At 73.6% G+C, this 15,607-nt stretch carries 14 protein-coding genes and 1 pseudogene; 9 read left to right on the top strand and 6 right to left on the bottom strand.

Going from position 1 to position 15,607, the window contains the following annotated elements; all coding sequences use genetic code 11:
- Positions 1–51: 51 nt before the first annotated feature.
- Entirely contained in the window at positions 52–705 is a 654-nt protein-coding gene (locus tag ABZY57_RS12780; protein WP_356511137.1) for an alpha-ketoglutarate-dependent dioxygenase AlkB, read from the bottom strand.
- 108 nt (positions 706–813) lie between these two features.
- On the opposite strand from ABZY57_RS12780, the gene ABZY57_RS12775 reads away from it, so the two are divergent.
- The 4 genes from ABZY57_RS12775 to ABZY57_RS12760 all read left to right on the top strand — a co-directional run bounded on the left by ABZY57_RS12775 (position 814) and on the right by ABZY57_RS12760 (position 3,943).
- On the top strand, positions 814–1,560 hold the full coding sequence (locus tag ABZY57_RS12775; protein WP_356511088.1) for a maleylpyruvate isomerase family mycothiol-dependent enzyme: 747 nt from the start codon (positions 814–816) through the stop codon (positions 1,558–1,560).
- A gap of 89 nt (positions 1,561–1,649) precedes the next feature.
- Positions 1,650–1,901: a DUF6332 family protein gene (locus ABZY57_RS12770; protein ID WP_356511086.1), complete on the top strand. Its 252-nt coding sequence runs from the start codon at positions 1,650–1,652 to the stop codon at positions 1,899–1,901.
- 117 nt (positions 1,902–2,018) lie between these two features.
- Positions 2,019–3,503, top strand: coding sequence for an oxidoreductase (locus ABZY57_RS12765; RefSeq protein WP_356511084.1), 1,485 nt, complete (start codon positions 2,019–2,021; stop codon positions 3,501–3,503).
- A gap of 26 nt (positions 3,504–3,529) precedes the next feature.
- Positions 3,530–3,943, top strand: coding sequence for a glyoxalase/bleomycin resistance/dioxygenase family protein (locus ABZY57_RS12760; RefSeq protein WP_356511082.1), 414 nt, complete (start codon positions 3,530–3,532; stop codon positions 3,941–3,943).
- On the opposite strand, the gene ABZY57_RS12755 is transcribed toward ABZY57_RS12760, so the two are convergent.
- Positions 3,929–4,894 carry a spherulation-specific family 4 protein gene (locus ABZY57_RS12755; RefSeq protein ID WP_356511080.1) on the bottom strand — a complete coding sequence of 322 codons (966 nt, stop codon included), beginning with the start codon at positions 4,892–4,894 and terminating at the stop codon, positions 3,929–3,931. The two genes, ABZY57_RS12760 and ABZY57_RS12755, sit on opposite strands and share 15 nt — an antisense overlap.
- 228 nt (positions 4,895–5,122) lie before the next feature.
- On the bottom strand, positions 5,123–5,821 hold the full coding sequence (locus ABZY57_RS12750) for a TetR/AcrR family transcriptional regulator (RefSeq protein ID WP_356511078.1): 699 nt from the start codon (positions 5,819–5,821) through the stop codon (positions 5,123–5,125).
- 148 nt (positions 5,822–5,969) lie between these two features.
- On the opposite strand from ABZY57_RS12750, the gene ABZY57_RS12745 reads away from it, so the two are divergent.
- A complete protein-coding gene (locus ABZY57_RS12745; RefSeq protein ID WP_356511076.1) occupies positions 5,970–6,428 on the top strand; it encodes a nitroreductase/quinone reductase family protein in 459 nt (152 codons plus the stop codon).
- Between the two features lie 196 nt (positions 6,429–6,624).
- On the opposite strand, the gene ABZY57_RS12740 is transcribed toward ABZY57_RS12745, so the two are convergent.
- Positions 6,625–7,926 carry a geranylgeranyl reductase family protein gene (locus ABZY57_RS12740; protein WP_356511135.1) on the bottom strand — a complete coding sequence of 434 codons (1,302 nt, stop codon included), beginning with the start codon at positions 7,924–7,926 and terminating at the stop codon, positions 6,625–6,627.
- Between the two features lie 301 nt (positions 7,927–8,227).
- On the opposite strand from ABZY57_RS12740, the gene ABZY57_RS12735 reads away from it, so the two are divergent.
- Together ABZY57_RS12735 and ABZY57_RS12730 are read left to right on the top strand one after the other, a co-directional pair.
- Positions 8,228–9,592 carry a dipeptidase gene (locus ABZY57_RS12735; protein WP_356511074.1) on the top strand — a complete coding sequence of 455 codons (1,365 nt, stop codon included), beginning with the start codon at positions 8,228–8,230 and terminating at the stop codon, positions 9,590–9,592.
- 98 nt (positions 9,593–9,690) lie between these two features.
- A pseudogene (locus tag ABZY57_RS12730) lies at positions 9,691–10,371 on the top strand (MBL fold metallo-hydrolase); the annotation flags it as partial.
- Between the two features lie 175 nt (positions 10,372–10,546).
- On the opposite strand, the gene ABZY57_RS12725 reads toward ABZY57_RS12730, so the two are convergent.
- On the bottom strand, positions 10,547–11,587 hold the full coding sequence (locus ABZY57_RS12725) for an NUDIX domain-containing protein (protein ID WP_356511072.1): 1,041 nt from the start codon (positions 11,585–11,587) through the stop codon (positions 10,547–10,549).
- 207 nt (positions 11,588–11,794) lie between these two features.
- On the opposite strand from ABZY57_RS12725, the gene ABZY57_RS12720 reads away from it, so the two are divergent.
- Positions 11,795–12,784 (top strand): LacI family DNA-binding transcriptional regulator, encoded by a 990-nt coding sequence (locus ABZY57_RS12720; protein ID WP_356511133.1) that lies wholly within the window; start codon positions 11,795–11,797, stop codon positions 12,782–12,784.
- Here ABZY57_RS12720 and ABZY57_RS12715 read toward each other — a convergent pair.
- Positions 12,774–12,998 carry a hypothetical protein gene (locus ABZY57_RS12715; RefSeq protein ID WP_356511070.1) on the bottom strand — a complete coding sequence of 75 codons (225 nt, stop codon included), beginning with the start codon at positions 12,996–12,998 and terminating at the stop codon, positions 12,774–12,776. The two genes, ABZY57_RS12720 and ABZY57_RS12715, sit on opposite strands and share 11 nt — an antisense overlap.
- 179 nt (positions 12,999–13,177) lie before the next feature.
- On the opposite strand from ABZY57_RS12715, the gene ABZY57_RS12710 reads away from it, so the two are divergent.
- The gene (locus ABZY57_RS12710) at positions 13,178–15,604 is read left to right on the top strand and encodes a hypothetical protein (protein WP_356511068.1); all 2,427 of its coding nucleotides are present in this window, start codon (positions 13,178–13,180) and stop codon (positions 15,602–15,604) included.
- Positions 15,605–15,607: the final 3 nt, after the last annotated feature.

Here is a 15,607-nt window from a genome sequence, read left to right as displayed (position 1 = left end):
CCGTTCATGACAGCGATCCTCGCATGATCGGAGCGTCGAGGACGCCGCCCGCTAGCCCAGCCCGCCGACCCGCAGCGTGATGTTCAGCCGCCCGGTCAGCCCGAGGCCCGGCGGAGCGGTGCCGGGCAGGACTTTCGGCACCCCGTGATAGGCCCGTCGGACCGGCCCGCCGAAGACGAACAGATCCCCGCTGCGCAGCTCGACGTCCCGATACGGACGCCCCCGCGAGGCGGTGTTGCCGAAGCGGAAGAGGCAGGAATCACCCAGGCTCAGCGACACCACGGGGGCTTCGGAGCGCTCCTCGGCGTCCCGGTGCATGCCCATGCGGGAGTCGCCCTCGTAGAAGTTGACCAAGGCGATGTCGTACGCGACGCCCTGATCCGGGGCCCGCCCGTAGGCGGCGGCCACGGCGTCGCGTCCCAGTCGCGCGAGCCAGTCGGGCATCGCCTTGACCGGCGCGCCGTCCCCGTCGACGGCCGTGGGCGCGTATCCGTACGGGTACCAGTGCAGCCCCAGGCACACCTGCCGGGCGGTCATCGTCCCCCCGCCCGGCGTGCGCACCGTCCGCAGCCCGGCGGGCGGCCGGGCCCATTCCCGGCAGGCTTCCAGCAACTCGCGCTGCCGACCGGGCCCCAGCCAGTCGGGCACGTGCACGGCGCCGGGCACGATCTCGGTCCGCTCGCGCGGGAAGAGCTCGCCGCCCAGGTGCTCCATGGCCTCCACCGCCTCCTGCACCGCCTTCTCCGCGACCCGCTCCGTGACCTCCATCATCCGTCGTTGTGCGTCCCCGCGGGCGGCTGCGAAACTCCTGGCATGGAGATCATCAGCTATGTGAAGACCGTGGCCCGCGAGGGCGAACAGCTCGCCGACGCCGCGGAACGGGCCGGTACGGACGCCCTCGTGCCCACCTGTCCGCAGTGGCGGGTCGCCGATCTGCTGCGCCACACCGGCTCCGTGCACCGCTGGGCCACCGGGTACGTGGCGCAGGGCCTCACCGAGCGGGCTCCTTTCCCGCAGGCTCCGGAGCTGGTGGGGGCGGAACTGCTGGCCTGGTTCCGCGAGGGCCACGCGACGCTGGTGCGGACGCTGACCGGATCCTCGGCCGACGCGCAGTGCTGGACCTTCCTGCCGACCGCGCCGCCGTCGCCGCTGGCCTTCTGGGCGCGGCGCCAGGCGCACGAGACGACCGTGCACCGGATGGACGCGGAAGCCGCCCTGGGCGTGCCCTTCGGGCCGGTGGACCCCGGCTTCGCGGAGGACGGGGTGGACGAGCTGCTGACCGGTTTCCACGCGCGGCCGCAGAGCCGGGTCCGCACGGCGGAGCCGCGCGTGCTGCGGGTACGGGCCTGCGACACGGGCGCGGTGTGGACCGTACTCCTCTCCCAGGAGCCGGCACGCACGGTGCTCGGGGACGCGGGCGGCGAGGAGGCCGACTGCACGCTGACGGGCGAGGCCTCCTGGCTCTACGCGGCACTGTGGAACCGGCAGCCGCTCACCGGCCCGGGCGTGACGGGCGACACGGAACTGGCCCGGCTCTGGGTGGAAACGGCCGGAATCTGACCCTCGGGCGCCCCCCGGGCCGCGAAGCGCCGGCCGGCGCGCCGGAGGCACCCTTGTGACGGCGCGGTCCGCGCGGAGAGACTGCGTGCATGGGAAAGCGCAGCCAGGCCGACCGGGACGCCATCACCATCGAGATCGTGTACGCCTTCGTGAGCGGCGGCTTCGCGGCCGCACTCGCCTTCGCGGCGCTGTACGGTCCCGCCCTGGCCTTCGACCTCTCCCACACCGCCGAGGGGACCCTGGCGACGCTGGGCGGCGCCCTGGCCGCGACGGTGTTCCTGCTCCGGATCACCCACGTCCTGTGGCGCTTCACCCGCCGCCCGGAGAACGAGAACGGCTGAGGAGCGGTTTTCCCCTGCAGAGGCCGGCCGACGTTCGTCGGGCTCCGCACGGGGCGGCCTGGTCGCAGGCCGAATTGCCCGCACACGGCAACCGGAAAGCCCTCGTAGCCTGTAGCGGTGCTGAACTACGACGAACTGACCGCGGCTGAGCGAGCGTTGTGGGATTCCTTCCGCGAAGGGCGGTGGGTGGATCTACGCACCGGGGCGCCGGGGGACGACGATCCCGCGCGAGGGGAGCATTGGGGGCCCGAACGCACGGTCCGCGCCGAGGTCGTGGCCGCGCTTCTGCTGGGCGGTACCGCGGAGCCGTCGGGCAGTGTCGCCTCCCTGCGTCTCGCCGGGGCACTGATCACCGGCCGCCTCGATCTGGCCGGTGCGGAGATCGGCCACCTGCTCTGGCTGAAGGAATGCCGGCTGGAGCATGCGGTCAGCCTGTACGCGGCCTCGACGCGGACGATCCGGATCACGAGCAGCTGGGTCCCCGGCGTGGACGCCGGACTGGCACGCATCGAGGGCCATCTCGACCTGGAGGGCTCCGTGATGGAGACGGGCCGTCTTTCCCTGATCAACGCCCATGTGGCCGGGGAGCTGGTTCTGGACGGGGCGCGGATATCGGCGTCCGGGCAGTGGGCGGTGTTCGCGGGGGGCCTGGTCATGGGCGGCGGCGTCTTCTGCCAGCAGGGCTTCACCGCGCGGGGCGGGGTGCGGCTGCTGGGTGCCCAATTGCCCGGCGGCCTGTTCATGCGGGGTGCGCGTCTGGAGAGCCCCGGCGGCATGGCGCTGATCGCGGACAACGTGACGGCCACGGTGGTGGACCTGTCCGAGGGCTTCAGCGCGACGGGGACCCTGCGGCTGCGGGGTGCTCAGATATCGGACCTGCTGACCCTTGAGGGAGCCACCCTCGGCGGCAGTGCCACGGCGCTGTTCGGCGTCGGGATGCAGGTGGGAACCTTCAACTTCGGTCTTGCCGCGGAGCCCGCGGGAGCGGTGGACCTGCAGGGTGCCAGGGCGGCCGTCCTGCACGACCGCAGGCAGAGCTGGCCCAAGGAGGTACGGCTGGACGGGTTCGTGTACGACTCCCTCCGCTCCGACAGGACCCTCCTGCACGAGGACGTGGCCCACCGCCTGGCGTGGATCCGCCGGAACCCCGGCTATGCCCCGCAGCCGTACGAGCAGCTCGCCGCCTGTTACCGCCAGGCCGGGCACGACGACGACGCCCGCAGGGTGCTGCTGGCGAAGCAACGCCACCGCCGCCGCACCCTCAACCCGCTCGGACGGGTGTGGGGATACCTGCTCGATGCGGCCGTCGGATACGGCTACCGGCCCTGGCTGTCCGCCTTGTGGATGACGACGCTCTGGCTGCTCGGCAGCCTGACGTTCAGCGCCCGCTCGCCGATCCAGACGAAGGCCGGAGAAGGCGCCCCCTTCAACCCCTTCGTCTACACCATCGACTTGCTCTTCCCCATCGGCGACTTCGGCCAGCGCGGCGCATGGCATTGGACAGGGGCGACCCAGTGGCTGGCGTACCTGCTGATCACCATCGGCTGGCTCCTCACCACAGCCGTCGTCGCCGGCATATCCCGCACTCTGAACCGGAACTGACCGAGGGTCGCTCCTAGCTGGCCCGCATGGATTCCCCGGCCGCGCGGCCCGCCCCGTCGACGGAGATCGGCGCATCCGGCGGCGACGGGCGGGCGCCCGGGGCCCAGGTATCGCTCCTGGTCCTGTACACAGCGCGGTGGGAGGAATGCCGCCGGTTCTCCGCGGACCTGGGGCTGACCTTCACCGCGGAACGCCACCGCCGGGGACCCGAGCACTACGCTGCGGTGCTCCCGGACGGCATGGTCCTCGAGCTCTACCCGGCCCGCGACGACCGTCTCACGGGCGCCCTGCGGCTGGGGCTCGCCGTCGACGCCGAGGTCACGCGTCCGCCGCTCGCCCCGGGGCGCCACCGGTTCGTCGACCCCGACGGCCGTACCGTCGAGATCAACGCCGAAGGGCGGACGGAGTGGCGGACGGAGTGCGGCTCAGCCCAGGGTTGAGGCGTACGAGGTCTGGGCGCGGTACTTCCAACCGGGCTGGGCGTCCCAGGGGTTCGGCATCTGCGCGCTGGTGGCGTAGGCGTAGCCCGCGCCGCGTTCGAAGGCCGTACGGAGCGTCGCGCGCATCGCGGAGGCGTCGGGCACCCCGTGTACGAGGTGCCAGAACGCGGTGCCGCTCGGGTCGAGTTCGGCGCCGGAGCGGTAGCCGGTGAGTGCGTTGAAGACGTTGCCGCCGAGCCAGCCGGCGCCCGTGTAGGCCGCGTACGAGTCCTCGAAGGTGACGAATACGTCGGCGGTGCGGCGGCCGGGCTCCAGGAAGCAGTCGGCGATGGCCGTACCGGGGTTGTTGACGACCAGGTCCGGCGCGCCGGGGGCGATGTCGTCCATGGTGTCCTGCACGTAGCGGCGGAGCTCCGCGTAGTGGTCGCGGACGGCGTTGGCCGGGCCGCAGTCGCGGCTGACCACGTCGAAGAAGATGCCGTCCACGTGGAGGCGGCCGTCTGAAGTCTTCAGGTAGTTGTCCACGGAGGCCCTGACCTCGGCGATGTCGCGGTTGCCGTGGTCGGTGTGGACGTAGCCGAGCACCTTGGTCTTCTCGCCGGTGGCGGTGGTCCCGGTGCGCAGGACGTCGGCGCGGGCCTGCCAGGGGGCGTCGAACGGGGAGTCGCCGTTGCCCGGGTTGAGGACCACGACCGAGGTGGCCGGGCTGGTGGCGGTGAGATCGACGAGCATCGGGTCGTCGGCCCAGACGTAGGCCGGGACGGCTATCTCCAGGCCCCGTACGCCCGCCGCCCGGGGCGTCGGTCTCACCTCGGGGGTCGGAGCCGGGGCGGGGGTACGGGCCTGGGCCCGGCTCGGCTCCGAGCTCGCCGACGCGGTGACGGCCGGCGCCGGCGCGGCCAGTAAGAGGGTGGCCAGGACGGCGTAGACGGCCTTCGCGGCGCGGGTCATGACTGCTCCTCGGGGCGACGGCAGGGCGGCGCCGGGGCGATGGCCGGGCGCCGGGGAGGACAGCCGGGAGGAAGCCCGGTCCGAGGAACACTAGACGGGCGGCCGGACGCGCCAGGGCCGATTCCCCCGCTTCGGTACGAGGAACTGACGAGCGAACCTTCCCCGCACCCGCCGGCGCGCCCCCACGGCGGTCATCCGGGCGACCCCCTCGCGCGGCCCCGCACCACGCTAGACGGCCGGCAGTCCGACCCCGTGCGCGAGCTGGTCGGCGGCGTGCGCGAAGAAGGCGGGACGGTCCTGGACGACCCGGTCGAACTGGCCGAACAGTTCGAAGGAGATCAGCCCGACCAGCTGCGCCCAGGCGGCGACCAGGGCCGCGGCGGCCTCGGGGGGCAGGCCTTCGGCGAAGTCCGCGGCCATGCGGGCGGCTTCGGGACGCAGCTCGGCGGGGAGCGGCGGGAGGGAGATGCCACGGCCCTCGTAGGCGGCACGGACGATGCCGATGAGGGTGATGCCCACGCGGGAGGCGGGGCCGATGGTGTCGAGCGGGGCGGTGTAGCCGGGGACGGGCGAGCCGTAGATGAGGGCGTACTCGTGCGGGTGCTCCAGCGCCCAGTCGCGGACGGACGCGCAGACCGCGGCCCAGCGGGCGCGGGGGGTGCCGTCGGCGGCGAGCGAGCGGGCGTCGGCGCCCTCGGCGGCGGCGCCGACGCTGTTGTAGGCGTCGACGATGAGGGCGGTGAGGAGCTCGTCGCGGCTGGGGAAGTAGCGGTAGAGGGCGGAGGAGACCATGCCCAGCTCGCGGGCGACGGCGCGCAGCGAGAGCTTGGCGGCGCCCTCCGCGGCGAGCGCGCGGCGCGCCTCGTCCTTGATGGCGGCGGTGACTTCGATGCGGGCCCGTTCCCTGGCCCCTCGCACGGTGCTCATGGAGATCAGTCTGCCACGCGGGCAGAGCACTGCCCAACAACGAGATCGGCGATCCGCTCCGAGAGCACTGCTCTTGTTTTGGGGCACCGATCCGTGCACACTGTTCTCAAGCGAGAGCAGTGCTCTCCCAAACGCCTCGGAGGCCACGATGAACGCGCCCAAGCCGTACTACGTCCAGGCCGGCCCGCTCGGCATCCGCTTCAACGCCCTCATCGGCAAGCTCGCCCGCCTCGGCATGAGCCTGGCCGGAACCGCCGAGCTGTCGGTGCGCGGCCGCACCTCCGGCAAGATGCAGCGGATCCCGGTGAACCCGTACCACCAGGACGGCACCCGGTACCTGGTCTCCGCCCGCGGCCACTCCCAGTGGGTCCGCAACATGCGCGCCGCGGGCGGCGGCGAGCTCCGTCTGGGCCGCTCCGTGCAGACCTTCACCGTCACGGAGATCACCGACCCCGCCGAGCAGGCCGTCGTGCTGCGCGGGTACCTGAAGAAGTGGGGCTGGGAGGTCAACCGGTTCTTCGACGGGGTCACCGCGAAGTCCTCCGAGTCCGAGCTCCGGGCCGCCGCCCCCGACCACCCCGTCTTCCGCATCACGGTCGCCTCCTGACGCGCCCGCCCGGGCGGCTTTCGGGGGCCCGCCGCCCGCCCGTCACCAGCCCAGGCCCCGAAACGCGGCGGCGGCCTCGCCGGCACACCGGCAAGACCGCCACACTCCGCACCTCGGCGCCACCGCTCCCCCACCGGGGGCGGCGACTCCGGCCCAGGCGCAAGCCTCGGCTCGGTCCCTGGGGTCGCCCCTGGGCTCAGGCCTTGTCCTCGCCCTTGCTGCCCCGAGCTCCGTCCTGCTCCCCGGATCCGGCCGCGGCCCCGCTCCCGGTCGTCTCCGTCCCGGATCCGCCCCCGCTCCCGCTCCCGGCCGCGCCCCGGCTCCGCGCCTGCCGCGCGTCGAGCACGTGCAGTGCCTTGCGCGCGACCGGGTACGTACGCACCATCTCGGCCAGCGTCAGCGAGCCCCGAGCGATCCGGGCGAAGGCCGTCCAGGCCGGCCGGAGGCCGGTGATCGCCGCGTGCAGCAGGCCCGGCTTGGCCTCGAAGAGCTCCAGCATCCGCTTGCCGACGCCCATCTCCACACCGAGCCCTGCCTTGACGGCGAAGGCGTAGTTGAGGGCCTGGCGGCGCGCGTCCACGGCGTCCTGGGCCTCGGAGATCTTCACGGCCCACTCCCCGGCGAGCCGCCCCGAGCGCAGCGCGAAGGAGATGCCCTCCCGGGTCCACGGCTCCAGCAGTCCGGCCGCGTCGCCCGCGACCAGGACCCGCCCGCGCGAAAGCGGCGAGCCGGGCTTGCGGCAGCGGGTCAGGTGTCCGGAGGAGAGTGCCGGCTCGAAGCCCGACAGGCCCAGCCGGGCGATGAAGTCGTCCAGGTACCGCTTGGTCGCGGCGCCTTCGCCCTTGGCCGAGATGACCCCGACGGTGAGGGTGTCGCCCTTGGGGAAGACCCAGCCGTAACTGCCGGGCAGCGGTCCCCAGTCGATGAGGACCCGGCCCTTCCAGTCCGCGGCGACCGTCTCCGGGACGGGGATCTCCGCCTCCAGGCCGAGGTCGACCTGGTCCATCTCGACGCCGACGTGGGCGCCGATCCGGCTCGCACTGCCGTCCGCGCCGACCACGGCCCGGGCCAGCACCGTCTCGCCGTCGCCGAGGATCACGGCGACGGTCCGCCGGTCGGGCACGGACGCCCCGTGCTGCTCCACCCGCGCGACGGCCGTACCCGTACGGACCGTGGCGCCGGCCTTCTCCGCCTCGGCGACCAGCGCCGCGTCGAACTCGGGCCGGTTGATCAGCCCGAACAACATCTGCTTCGAACGCCTGGTCCGGGTGAACTTCCCGTCCAGCGAGAAGGTGACCGCGTGGACGCGGTCCTTCAAGGGCAGCACGAAACCCGGCGGGAGCGCATCGCGCGAAGGCCCGATGATGCCTCCGCCACAGGTCTTGTACCGGGGCAGTTCCGCCTTCTCCAACAGCAGAACGCGCCGTCCCGCGGTGGCCGCCGCATGGGCGGCCGAGGACCCGGCCGGCCCGGCCCCGACCACGACCACGTCCCACACCTCGCCGGTCTCCCCGGGCGTCTGCGCGCCGGCCGCCTGAGCGGCCCGTCCTGCCTCCGCGTCGCGTACGTCGCCGCTGTCGCTCTCGTCGCTGCTCACGATGTGCTGCTGCTCCTGATCATGCGGTTCATGCCGTTGCTCCGATGCCGGTGAAATCCTACGGCGCGAGATCGACTGCCCTGTTGTGCGAGGATCGGAAGAGCCTTTTGCCGTAGCCCGCATACGCACACCCCGCGGATGCGGGACCCGTATACGTAACCCGTACACGTACACCAACGTCGCACCCAAGAGGAGCGTGCCCATGCCGTCTCATCCGATCGCCGAGACCGTCGCCTCGCTGATGCCCCGCGCCAAGCAGGAGCTGACCGAGCTGGTGGCTTTCCAGTCGGTGGCGGACTGGGCGCAGTTCCCCCAGAGCGAGAGCCAGGCCGCCGCGAACTGGGTGGCCGACGCGCTGCGCGCCGAGGGCTTCCATGACGTCGCGCTGCTCGACACCCCCGACGGCACCCAGTCGGTGTACGGGTTCCTGCCCGGCCCGGCGGACGCGCCGACCGTCCTGCTGTACGCGCACTACGACGTGCAGCCCCCGCTGGACGACGCGGCCTGGGTCTCCCCCGCCTTCGAGCTGACCGAGCGGAACGGCCGCTGGTACGGCCGCGGCAGCGCCGACTGCAAGGGCGGGTTCATCATGCACCTGCTCGCACTGCGCGCCCTGAAGGCCAACGGCGGCGTCCCGGTGAACGTGAAGGTGATCGCCGAGGGCTCGGAGGAGCAGGGCACCGGCGGTCTCCAGCAGTACGCGACGGCCCACCCCGAACTGCTGGCCGCCGACGCCGTCGTGATCGGTGACGCGGGCAACTTCCGTACGGGCCTGCCGACGGTCACCGCGACCCTGCGCGGCATGTGCCTGCTGAAGATCAAGATCGACACTCTCGGCGGCAATCTGCACTCCGGCATGTTCGGCGGGGCCGCCCCCGACGCCATGGCCGCCCTGATCCAGCTCCTGGCCTCGCTGCGCGCGCCGGACGGTTCCACCACGGTGGACGGGCTGGCCTCGGACGGTGTGTGGGAGGGGCTCCAGTACCCGGAGGCCGACTTCCGCTCCGACGCGAAGGTGCTCGACGGGGTCGAGCTGATCGGCGAGGGCACGATCGCGGACCGGCTGTGGTCCCGGCCGGCCGTCACCGTGCTGGCCATCGACTCCCCGCCGCTGGTCGGCGCCACCCCCTCGGTGCACGCGAGCGCGGGTGCGCTCGTGAGCCTGCGCGTGCCGCCGGGTGTGGACACCGCGGAGGCGATCAAGCTGCTGGAGGCGCACCTGGTGGCGCACACCCCGTGGAAGGCGCGTCTGGAGCTCGAAGTCGTCGGCCAGGGACAGCCGTTCCAGGCGGACACGGACAGCCCCGCGTACGCCTCGATGGCGCAGGCGATGAAGGCCGCCTACCCGGGCCAGGAGATGCAGATCAGCGGCATGGGCGGCTCGATCCCACTGTGCAACACGCTGACGGAGCTGTACCCGGACGCGGAGATGCTGCTCATCGGCCTGAGCGAGCCGGAGGCGCAGATCCACGCGGTGAACGAGAGCGTCTCCCCGGAGGAGCTGGAGCGCCTGTCGGTCACGGAGGCACTTTTCCTCGTCAACTACGCGGAGTCCAAGCGCGCCTGACGGTGCCGAAGGCCGTTCCCGGACGCTTCGCCCGTAGCGGACCACGCTGACGGCGCAACCTGCGCCGTCAGCGTGGTTCCCCCACGTACGTTCGAGTGATGGATCTCGTAGAAGTCGTCCCCGACCGCCTGCACATGCTCCGCTTCCCCATCGGCCAGGCCTACCTCTGGCGCGACGGAGCGGACCTGACCCTGATCGACGCGGGCCACGCCGGTTCGGCGGACGCGATCGAAGGGGCGATACGTTCCCTCGGGCTGCTGCCGGAGCGGCTGGAGCGGATCGTCGTGACCCACTGCCACGGTGACCACTTCGGCGCGGCAGGCGAACTCTCCACCCGCTGGGGCGCCCCGGTGCTGGCGCACCGGCTGGACGCCCCGGTCATCCGCGGCGAGCAGCCGGTTCCGGAGCCGGTGCTGCTGGACTGGGAACTGCCGCTGTGGGAGCACGCCCTGACGGTTCCGCAGGCCCCACCGACCGCGGTGGACCAGGAGTTGGAGGACCGCGAGATACTCCCCTTCGGCGACGGGGCGGTCGTCGTCCACGCTCCGGGCCACACCCCGGGCAGCATCGGCATCCATCTCCCCGCTCACGGCGTGCTGTTCACGGGCGACTGCATCGCCGGTGTCGTCCACGTGATGCTCGGCGTCTTCAACGTGGACCGCGCCCTGGCCGTCGAGTCGATGGTCCGGCTGGCCGCCCTGGCCCCCTCGGTGGCCTGCTTCGGCCACGGCGACCCCCTGACGTCGGACACCGCGGCCACCCTCCTCGCGGCAGCGGAAACGGCGGCGAAGGCGGAAGCCGGACCGGAGGCCGGGTCGGAGGCCGGAGCCGAGGCCGGGTCGGAGGCCGGGTCGGAGGCCGGAGCCGAGGCCGCACCCGCGGCTCAGTCCTCGCCGCACCCGACGGGCTGATCCGGACCGAGGGCCAGGGCCCGCCCCGGCCCCACGCCCACCGCTACGGAACCGCCCGCCCCGCCTCCAAGTACGCCGCCCGGCCCCGTTCACGGGCACGCAAGGCGCAGCGGAGCCTCTCGTAGCGCACCTGCGGCAGCAGGTCCGCCGCTTCCTCCTCCGTCACGAACCGCCAGGCCCGCAGCTCCGGGCCGGGCAGCCGCAGCCGCCCGGTCTGCGCCGCCGACAACCGGCCGCCGTCGAACAGCAGCCGCAGGCCTCCGTAGCCCGCCGGAGGCCCCGGCGGCTCCCAGTCCACGACCAGGAGCTCCGGGAGCCGCTCCAGTACGAGGCCGAGTTCCTCCTCGACCTCCCGTACGCCCGCGCACGCCGGCGCCTCGCCGGCCTCGACGACCCCGCCCGGGAACTCCCACCCCGGCTTGTACGTCGGGTCGACCAGCAGCACCCGGTCCGCGTCGTCGAAGAGCAGTACCCCGGCGGCCACCGTCTCGCGCGTCGGCGGCGGGGTCTGCACGATGTCGCAGACCCGGGCCGTGTCGGTGCGTACGGCCTCGGCGATCCGCTCGGCGGTCTCCCGTACGGTCAGGGTTCCGTTGTCGATGACGTGGGCGTCGGCCGCGAGCCAGCCCAGCGCGTGCTGGTAGGCCGGGATGTGGTCGTAGGCCCACTTCCTCACCCGCAGGTCCACGTCCGCGGTCGCCCCGGGCTCTTCCCGGGTCGCGATCCGCTCCCGAAGGATCGTTTCCTCTGGGGCGAGGAGCACGTGCCGCACCGCGATCCTGCGCGCCGCCAGCCCGCCGAAGATCTCGTCGCGGTACTCCTGCCGCAGGAGCGTCATCGGAACCACCAGAACCCCGCCCAGCTCCGCCAGCATCGCCGCCGCCGTGTCCACGACGAGCCGCCGCCAGCTCGGCAGGTCCTGGTAGTCGGACACCTCCGCGAGCCGTTTGCGCGGCAGCAGCACGCGCAGCGCGTCACCGATGAACTCCGGGTCGAACAAGGTGCTCTCCGGCAGGAGGCCGGTCAGCTCGCGCGCTGTGCTGCTCTTCCCGGCGCCGAAGGTGCCGTTGATCCAGACAATCACGTCTACCCCTCTCCCGATGCCCCCAGTGGCTTGCCCGCACCACCCTGCCACGGAAACCCCGGTGCTCCGCCGAGTGCATATCCTCAAGGTCAGGGGCCTGTCCGCAGCGTCGGGCCCGCACCACCACCGCGCCCGCCCTTCCGGAGGTCCGACACCGTGCCCCACAGCCGCCGCCCGTCCGAGCCCCGCTACGGCAACCGGCCGACCATGAAGGACGTGGCGGCCCGCGCCGGCGTGGGCCTCAAGACGGTGTCACGCGTGGTCAACGGGGAGCCGGGGGTCACCCCGGACACCGGGAAGCGGGTCCAGGAGGCCATCGACGCGCTCGGTTTCCGCCGCAACGACAGCGCCCGCGTCCTGCGCAAGGGGCGCACCGCCACCGTCGGCCTGGTCCTGGAGGATCTCTCCGATCCCTTCTACGGACCGCTCAACCGGGCCGTGGAAGAGGTGGCCCGGGCCCACGGCGCCCTGCTCATCAACGGCTCCAGCGACGAGGACCCCGAGCGCGAGCGGGAGTTGGCGCTCGCGCTGTGCGCCCGCCGGGTGGACGGGCTCGTGGTGATCCCGGCCGGGAACGACCACCGCTATCTGGAGCCGGAGATCAGGGCAGGGGTGGCCACGGTGTTCGTGGACCGCCCGGCGGGCCGGATCGACGCGGACGTCGTCCTGTCCGACCACTTCGGCGGCGCCCGGGACGGGGTGGCCCACCTGATCGCGGGCGGCCACCGCCGGATCGGCTTCATCGGTGACCACCCGCACATCCACACCGCGACCGAGCGCCTGCGGGGCTATCGTGCGGCCATGGCGGACGCCGGTCTGCCGGTCGACGGCTCGTGGGTCTCCCTCGGCACGACGGCCCCGGAGCGCGTCTCGGCCGCCGCCCGGTCGATGCTGTCCGGCCCGGAGCCGGTGACGGCCCTCTTCGCCGGGAACAACCGCGTGACGGTCACGGCCGTACGGGTCCTCGCCTCCCTCCCCCGCCCGGTGGCCCTGGTCGGCTTCGACGACTTCGAACTCGCCGACCTGCTGAACCCCGGGATCACGGTGATCGCCCAGGACGCCGCGGCCCTGGGCCGCGTGGCCGGCGACCGCCTCTTCCAGCGCCTGGCGGGCGCCGACCTCCCCCCGGCACGCATCGAACTCCCGACCCGGCTCATCGCCCGCGGCTCGGGCGAGATCCCGCCGGTCACCGGATGAGACCGTGGATGACGGGGACGGCTCCGCCCCCCGCTCCCAGACCAGCGAGCACCGACAACGCGCCGGGCACCCCGCCGAGGTGACTCAGCCCGCCGACGGTGACCCCCGCGAGCGCCGCGACCATCAGCACGACGGCGGCGTGCAGGGTCAGGAGCGGCGGATCGGGTTGGCAGCGCCCGGTGTTCGGGGATGCAGGTGGCTCAGGTGTGGTCATGCACCGATTGCAGCGCGCGGCGGACCCTCGCACCGCACGGGCCGAACGAAGTCGGCACGGCGCCGAACGGACCCCCGGCGCCGTCGAACGGCGCCGGACACCGGCGGGCACCCGAGGCGCTCCCCGCTGTTCGGGATTGTCCGGCGAAGGCGTGCCGGGCGCCCCTAACCTGGGCCGTGATGGAGAACAGCCGCGCATTCGAGGATGAACTCGCCGCCTTCGCGGCGGACTTGCGCCAACTGAGGATCGACCGCGGCAAACGCTCGTACCGCGAGATCGCCGCCCGCGCGGACAGGTCGCGCACCGGGATCCGGCTTCCGGTGGCCACCCAGAGCGATGCGTTCCGCGGCGGTCGGCTGCCTGGCCTGGACCGGCTCATGGGCCTGGTGCGGATCCTCCACGCGTTCGACGCCTTCGGCCACGACCAGCCCGTGCCCCCGCACGGCGCGCCCGAACTGGAGGTCTGGCGTCGACGCTGGCGCGATCTGGCCGCCCTCGCAGACCCCGTACACCGCCGCCGGGACCCCGGTGCGCCCCCGCTCTCCCCGGATCCCTCCCCGGCGCACGCGCCGTCCACGGCGCCCACGGCGAAAAGCCCCGCACCGGGACCGGCACCGGGCACGGCCGACCAGCCGGACCCCGCGGACCCGGCAGAGCAACCGGAGCGGACAGAGCTGACAGACGGGACACAGCGGACCGACCCGGCGGCCTCGGGCGAGTTCCGGACCGTGCACCGGCTCGTCGGACACACCCGCACCATCTGGCAGCTCGCCTTCTCCCCCGACGGCCGGACCGTGGCCTCGGCCGGCAACGACGGAACGGTCCGGGTGTGGAACGTCTCCGAGGGCCGGGCGGAAGGTGTGCGGACCGAAGGGCCGCGCACCGGCGGCCACTGCACCACGCCGGCCCTCCACGTCGCCTTCTCCCCCGACGGCGACCGGCTCCTCTCGGTCCTCGACGACGGCCTCGTGGACGTGTGGGACCCGGTGTCGTGGACCTCGCTGCGCTCGCCCCGTCCCCGGCCCCGCGTGGTCCGGGACCTCGACGGACTGGCGTTCACGGCCGACGGGAGCCTGTTCGGTGTCGTCCTCGTCGGTGACGAGGCGCACGTACGGAATCTGGACGCCGACAGCCCGGTGGGGCCGGTCCTCACGGACTGCGCCGGACTTCCGGAGGTCCTCGCCCTCTCGGCGGACGGCCGGCGCCTGGCGGCCGTCGACGCGTTCGCCTCCGTACAGCAGTGGGACACGGCCACCGGGCAGCCGTTCGGACCGGCCATGACCGGGCATTCGGACAACGTGGAGGCGCTCTCCTACTCCCCGGACGGGCGGCTCCTGGCCACCGGCAGCCACGACGGGACGGCCCTGGTGTGGGACACCGCCACCGGCCGCCCGCGCGGCCCCGGCCTCGTCGGACACGCGGGTGCGGTCAACGCCGTGGCCTTCTCCCCCGACGGGCGGATACTCGCCACCGCCGGGGGCGACCGGACCGTACGGCTGTGGGACACGGGGACGGGCGCGCCGCTAGGGCGGCCCCTGGGCGGCCACACCCTCGCGGTCAATGCCGTGGCCTTCTCCCCGGACGGACGGACGCTCGCCACGGCGGGCGACGACCAGGTCGTGCTGCTGCACCGCACCGGCCCCGATCCGCTGCTCCCGTCCCTCCTGTCGTCCAGCGGCGCCGCGGCGCTGACGGCCGCCCTGCGCAGGAGGGTCGCCGTACCGCTGCCCGCGTTGTCGCACCCCGTCGACGGCAAGGCCCTCGACCGGCTGCGGTTCTCACCGGACGGCTCGCTGATCCTCGCGGTGAGCGACGCGGGCCGACTGCTCGTGTGGGACCCGGCCGTCCCGGGCGAGCACGTCGAGCGGTTCGTGCCGCCCGGAGTACCCGCCTGGGGGGTGGAGTTCGCCCCGGACGGCGGCCTGGCGGACATCTGGACCTCCCGCGGACCGGCTCCGGCGATCGGACCGGCCGACCGCGTCCGGGTGTCCATGGTCGAGCACATGGCGTACTCCCCGGGCGGCCACCTGGTCGCCCTCACCCGTACCGACGGCACGGTGACGGTGCACGACACCCCGACCTTCACCCAGCGGGGCGGCCCGTTCGACCCGGGCGAGCCGGCTCACGGCGCCGAAGTGCGCTTCTCACCGTACGGCGGACTGCTGGCCGTCGTCGGGGAGCGGGTGCACGTGTGGGACGCCGCGACCGGCGCCCTCGCCTGCCGGCCGTTCCCCGAGCGGCCGGGCACGGTGCGTGCGCCCGCCGCGTTCGCGCCCTGCGGCGTGCGGCTCGCCGTCGTCGACCGGGACGGGGAGGGCGTCTCGCTGTGGAACCCGCGGACCGGCGAGGCGCTGGGACCGCTCCTGACGGGATGCCGGCCGGGCATCACTGCGCTGGAGTTCTCCCCCGGAGGCGGTCTGCTGGCCACCACGGGCGCCGACGGCTCGCTGCGGCTGTGGGACGCGGCGAGCGGGCGGTTCGCCGCCGCACCGCTGGGCGGCCGCGGCCCCCGGGCGACCTCGGCGGCCTTCTCCCCCGACGGGAGTCTGCTGGCGGCCGCCTGTGACGACGGCACCCTGCGGCTCTGGCTGGTGGCCGGGCCCTGAGAC

Origin of the sequence: Streptomyces sp. NPDC006450 (assembly GCF_040612195.1) — a bacterium.
Lineage (GTDB): Bacteria > Actinomycetota > Actinomycetes > Streptomycetales > Streptomycetaceae > Streptomyces.
The sequence above is the reverse complement of the archived record's forward strand: the minus strand, read 5'-3'. Positions and strand labels throughout refer to the sequence as shown.

What these genes read in the sequence shown, in the direction of transcription:
- ABZY57_RS12750 (WP_356511078.1), bottom strand. Translation starts at nt 5,821, where the DNA reads ATGAGCACCGTGCGAGGGGCCAGGGAACGGGCCCGCATCGAAGTCACC.
- ABZY57_RS12755 (WP_356511080.1), bottom strand. Translation starts at nt 4,894, where the DNA reads ATGACCCGCGCCGCGAAGGCCGTCTACGCCGTCCTGGCCACCCTCTTA.
- ABZY57_RS12760 (WP_356511082.1), top strand. Translation starts at nt 3,530, where the DNA reads ATGGATTCCCCGGCCGCGCGGCCCGCCCCGTCGACGGAGATCGGCGCA.
- ABZY57_RS12745 (WP_356511076.1), top strand. Translation starts at nt 5,970, where the DNA reads ATGAACGCGCCCAAGCCGTACTACGTCCAGGCCGGCCCGCTCGGCATC.
- ABZY57_RS12715 (WP_356511070.1), bottom strand. Translation starts at nt 12,998, where the DNA reads ATGACCACACCTGAGCCACCTGCATCCCCGAACACCGGGCGCTGCCAA.
- ABZY57_RS12735 (WP_356511074.1), top strand. Translation starts at nt 8,228, where the DNA reads ATGCCGTCTCATCCGATCGCCGAGACCGTCGCCTCGCTGATGCCCCGC.
- ABZY57_RS12775 (WP_356511088.1), top strand. Translation starts at nt 814, where the DNA reads ATGGAGATCATCAGCTATGTGAAGACCGTGGCCCGCGAGGGCGAACAG.
- ABZY57_RS12770 (WP_356511086.1), top strand. Translation starts at nt 1,650, where the DNA reads ATGGGAAAGCGCAGCCAGGCCGACCGGGACGCCATCACCATCGAGATC.
- ABZY57_RS12710 (WP_356511068.1), top strand. Translation starts at nt 13,178, where the DNA reads ATGGAGAACAGCCGCGCATTCGAGGATGAACTCGCCGCCTTCGCGGCG.
- ABZY57_RS12720 (WP_356511133.1), top strand. Translation starts at nt 11,795, where the DNA reads ATGAAGGACGTGGCGGCCCGCGCCGGCGTGGGCCTCAAGACGGTGTCA.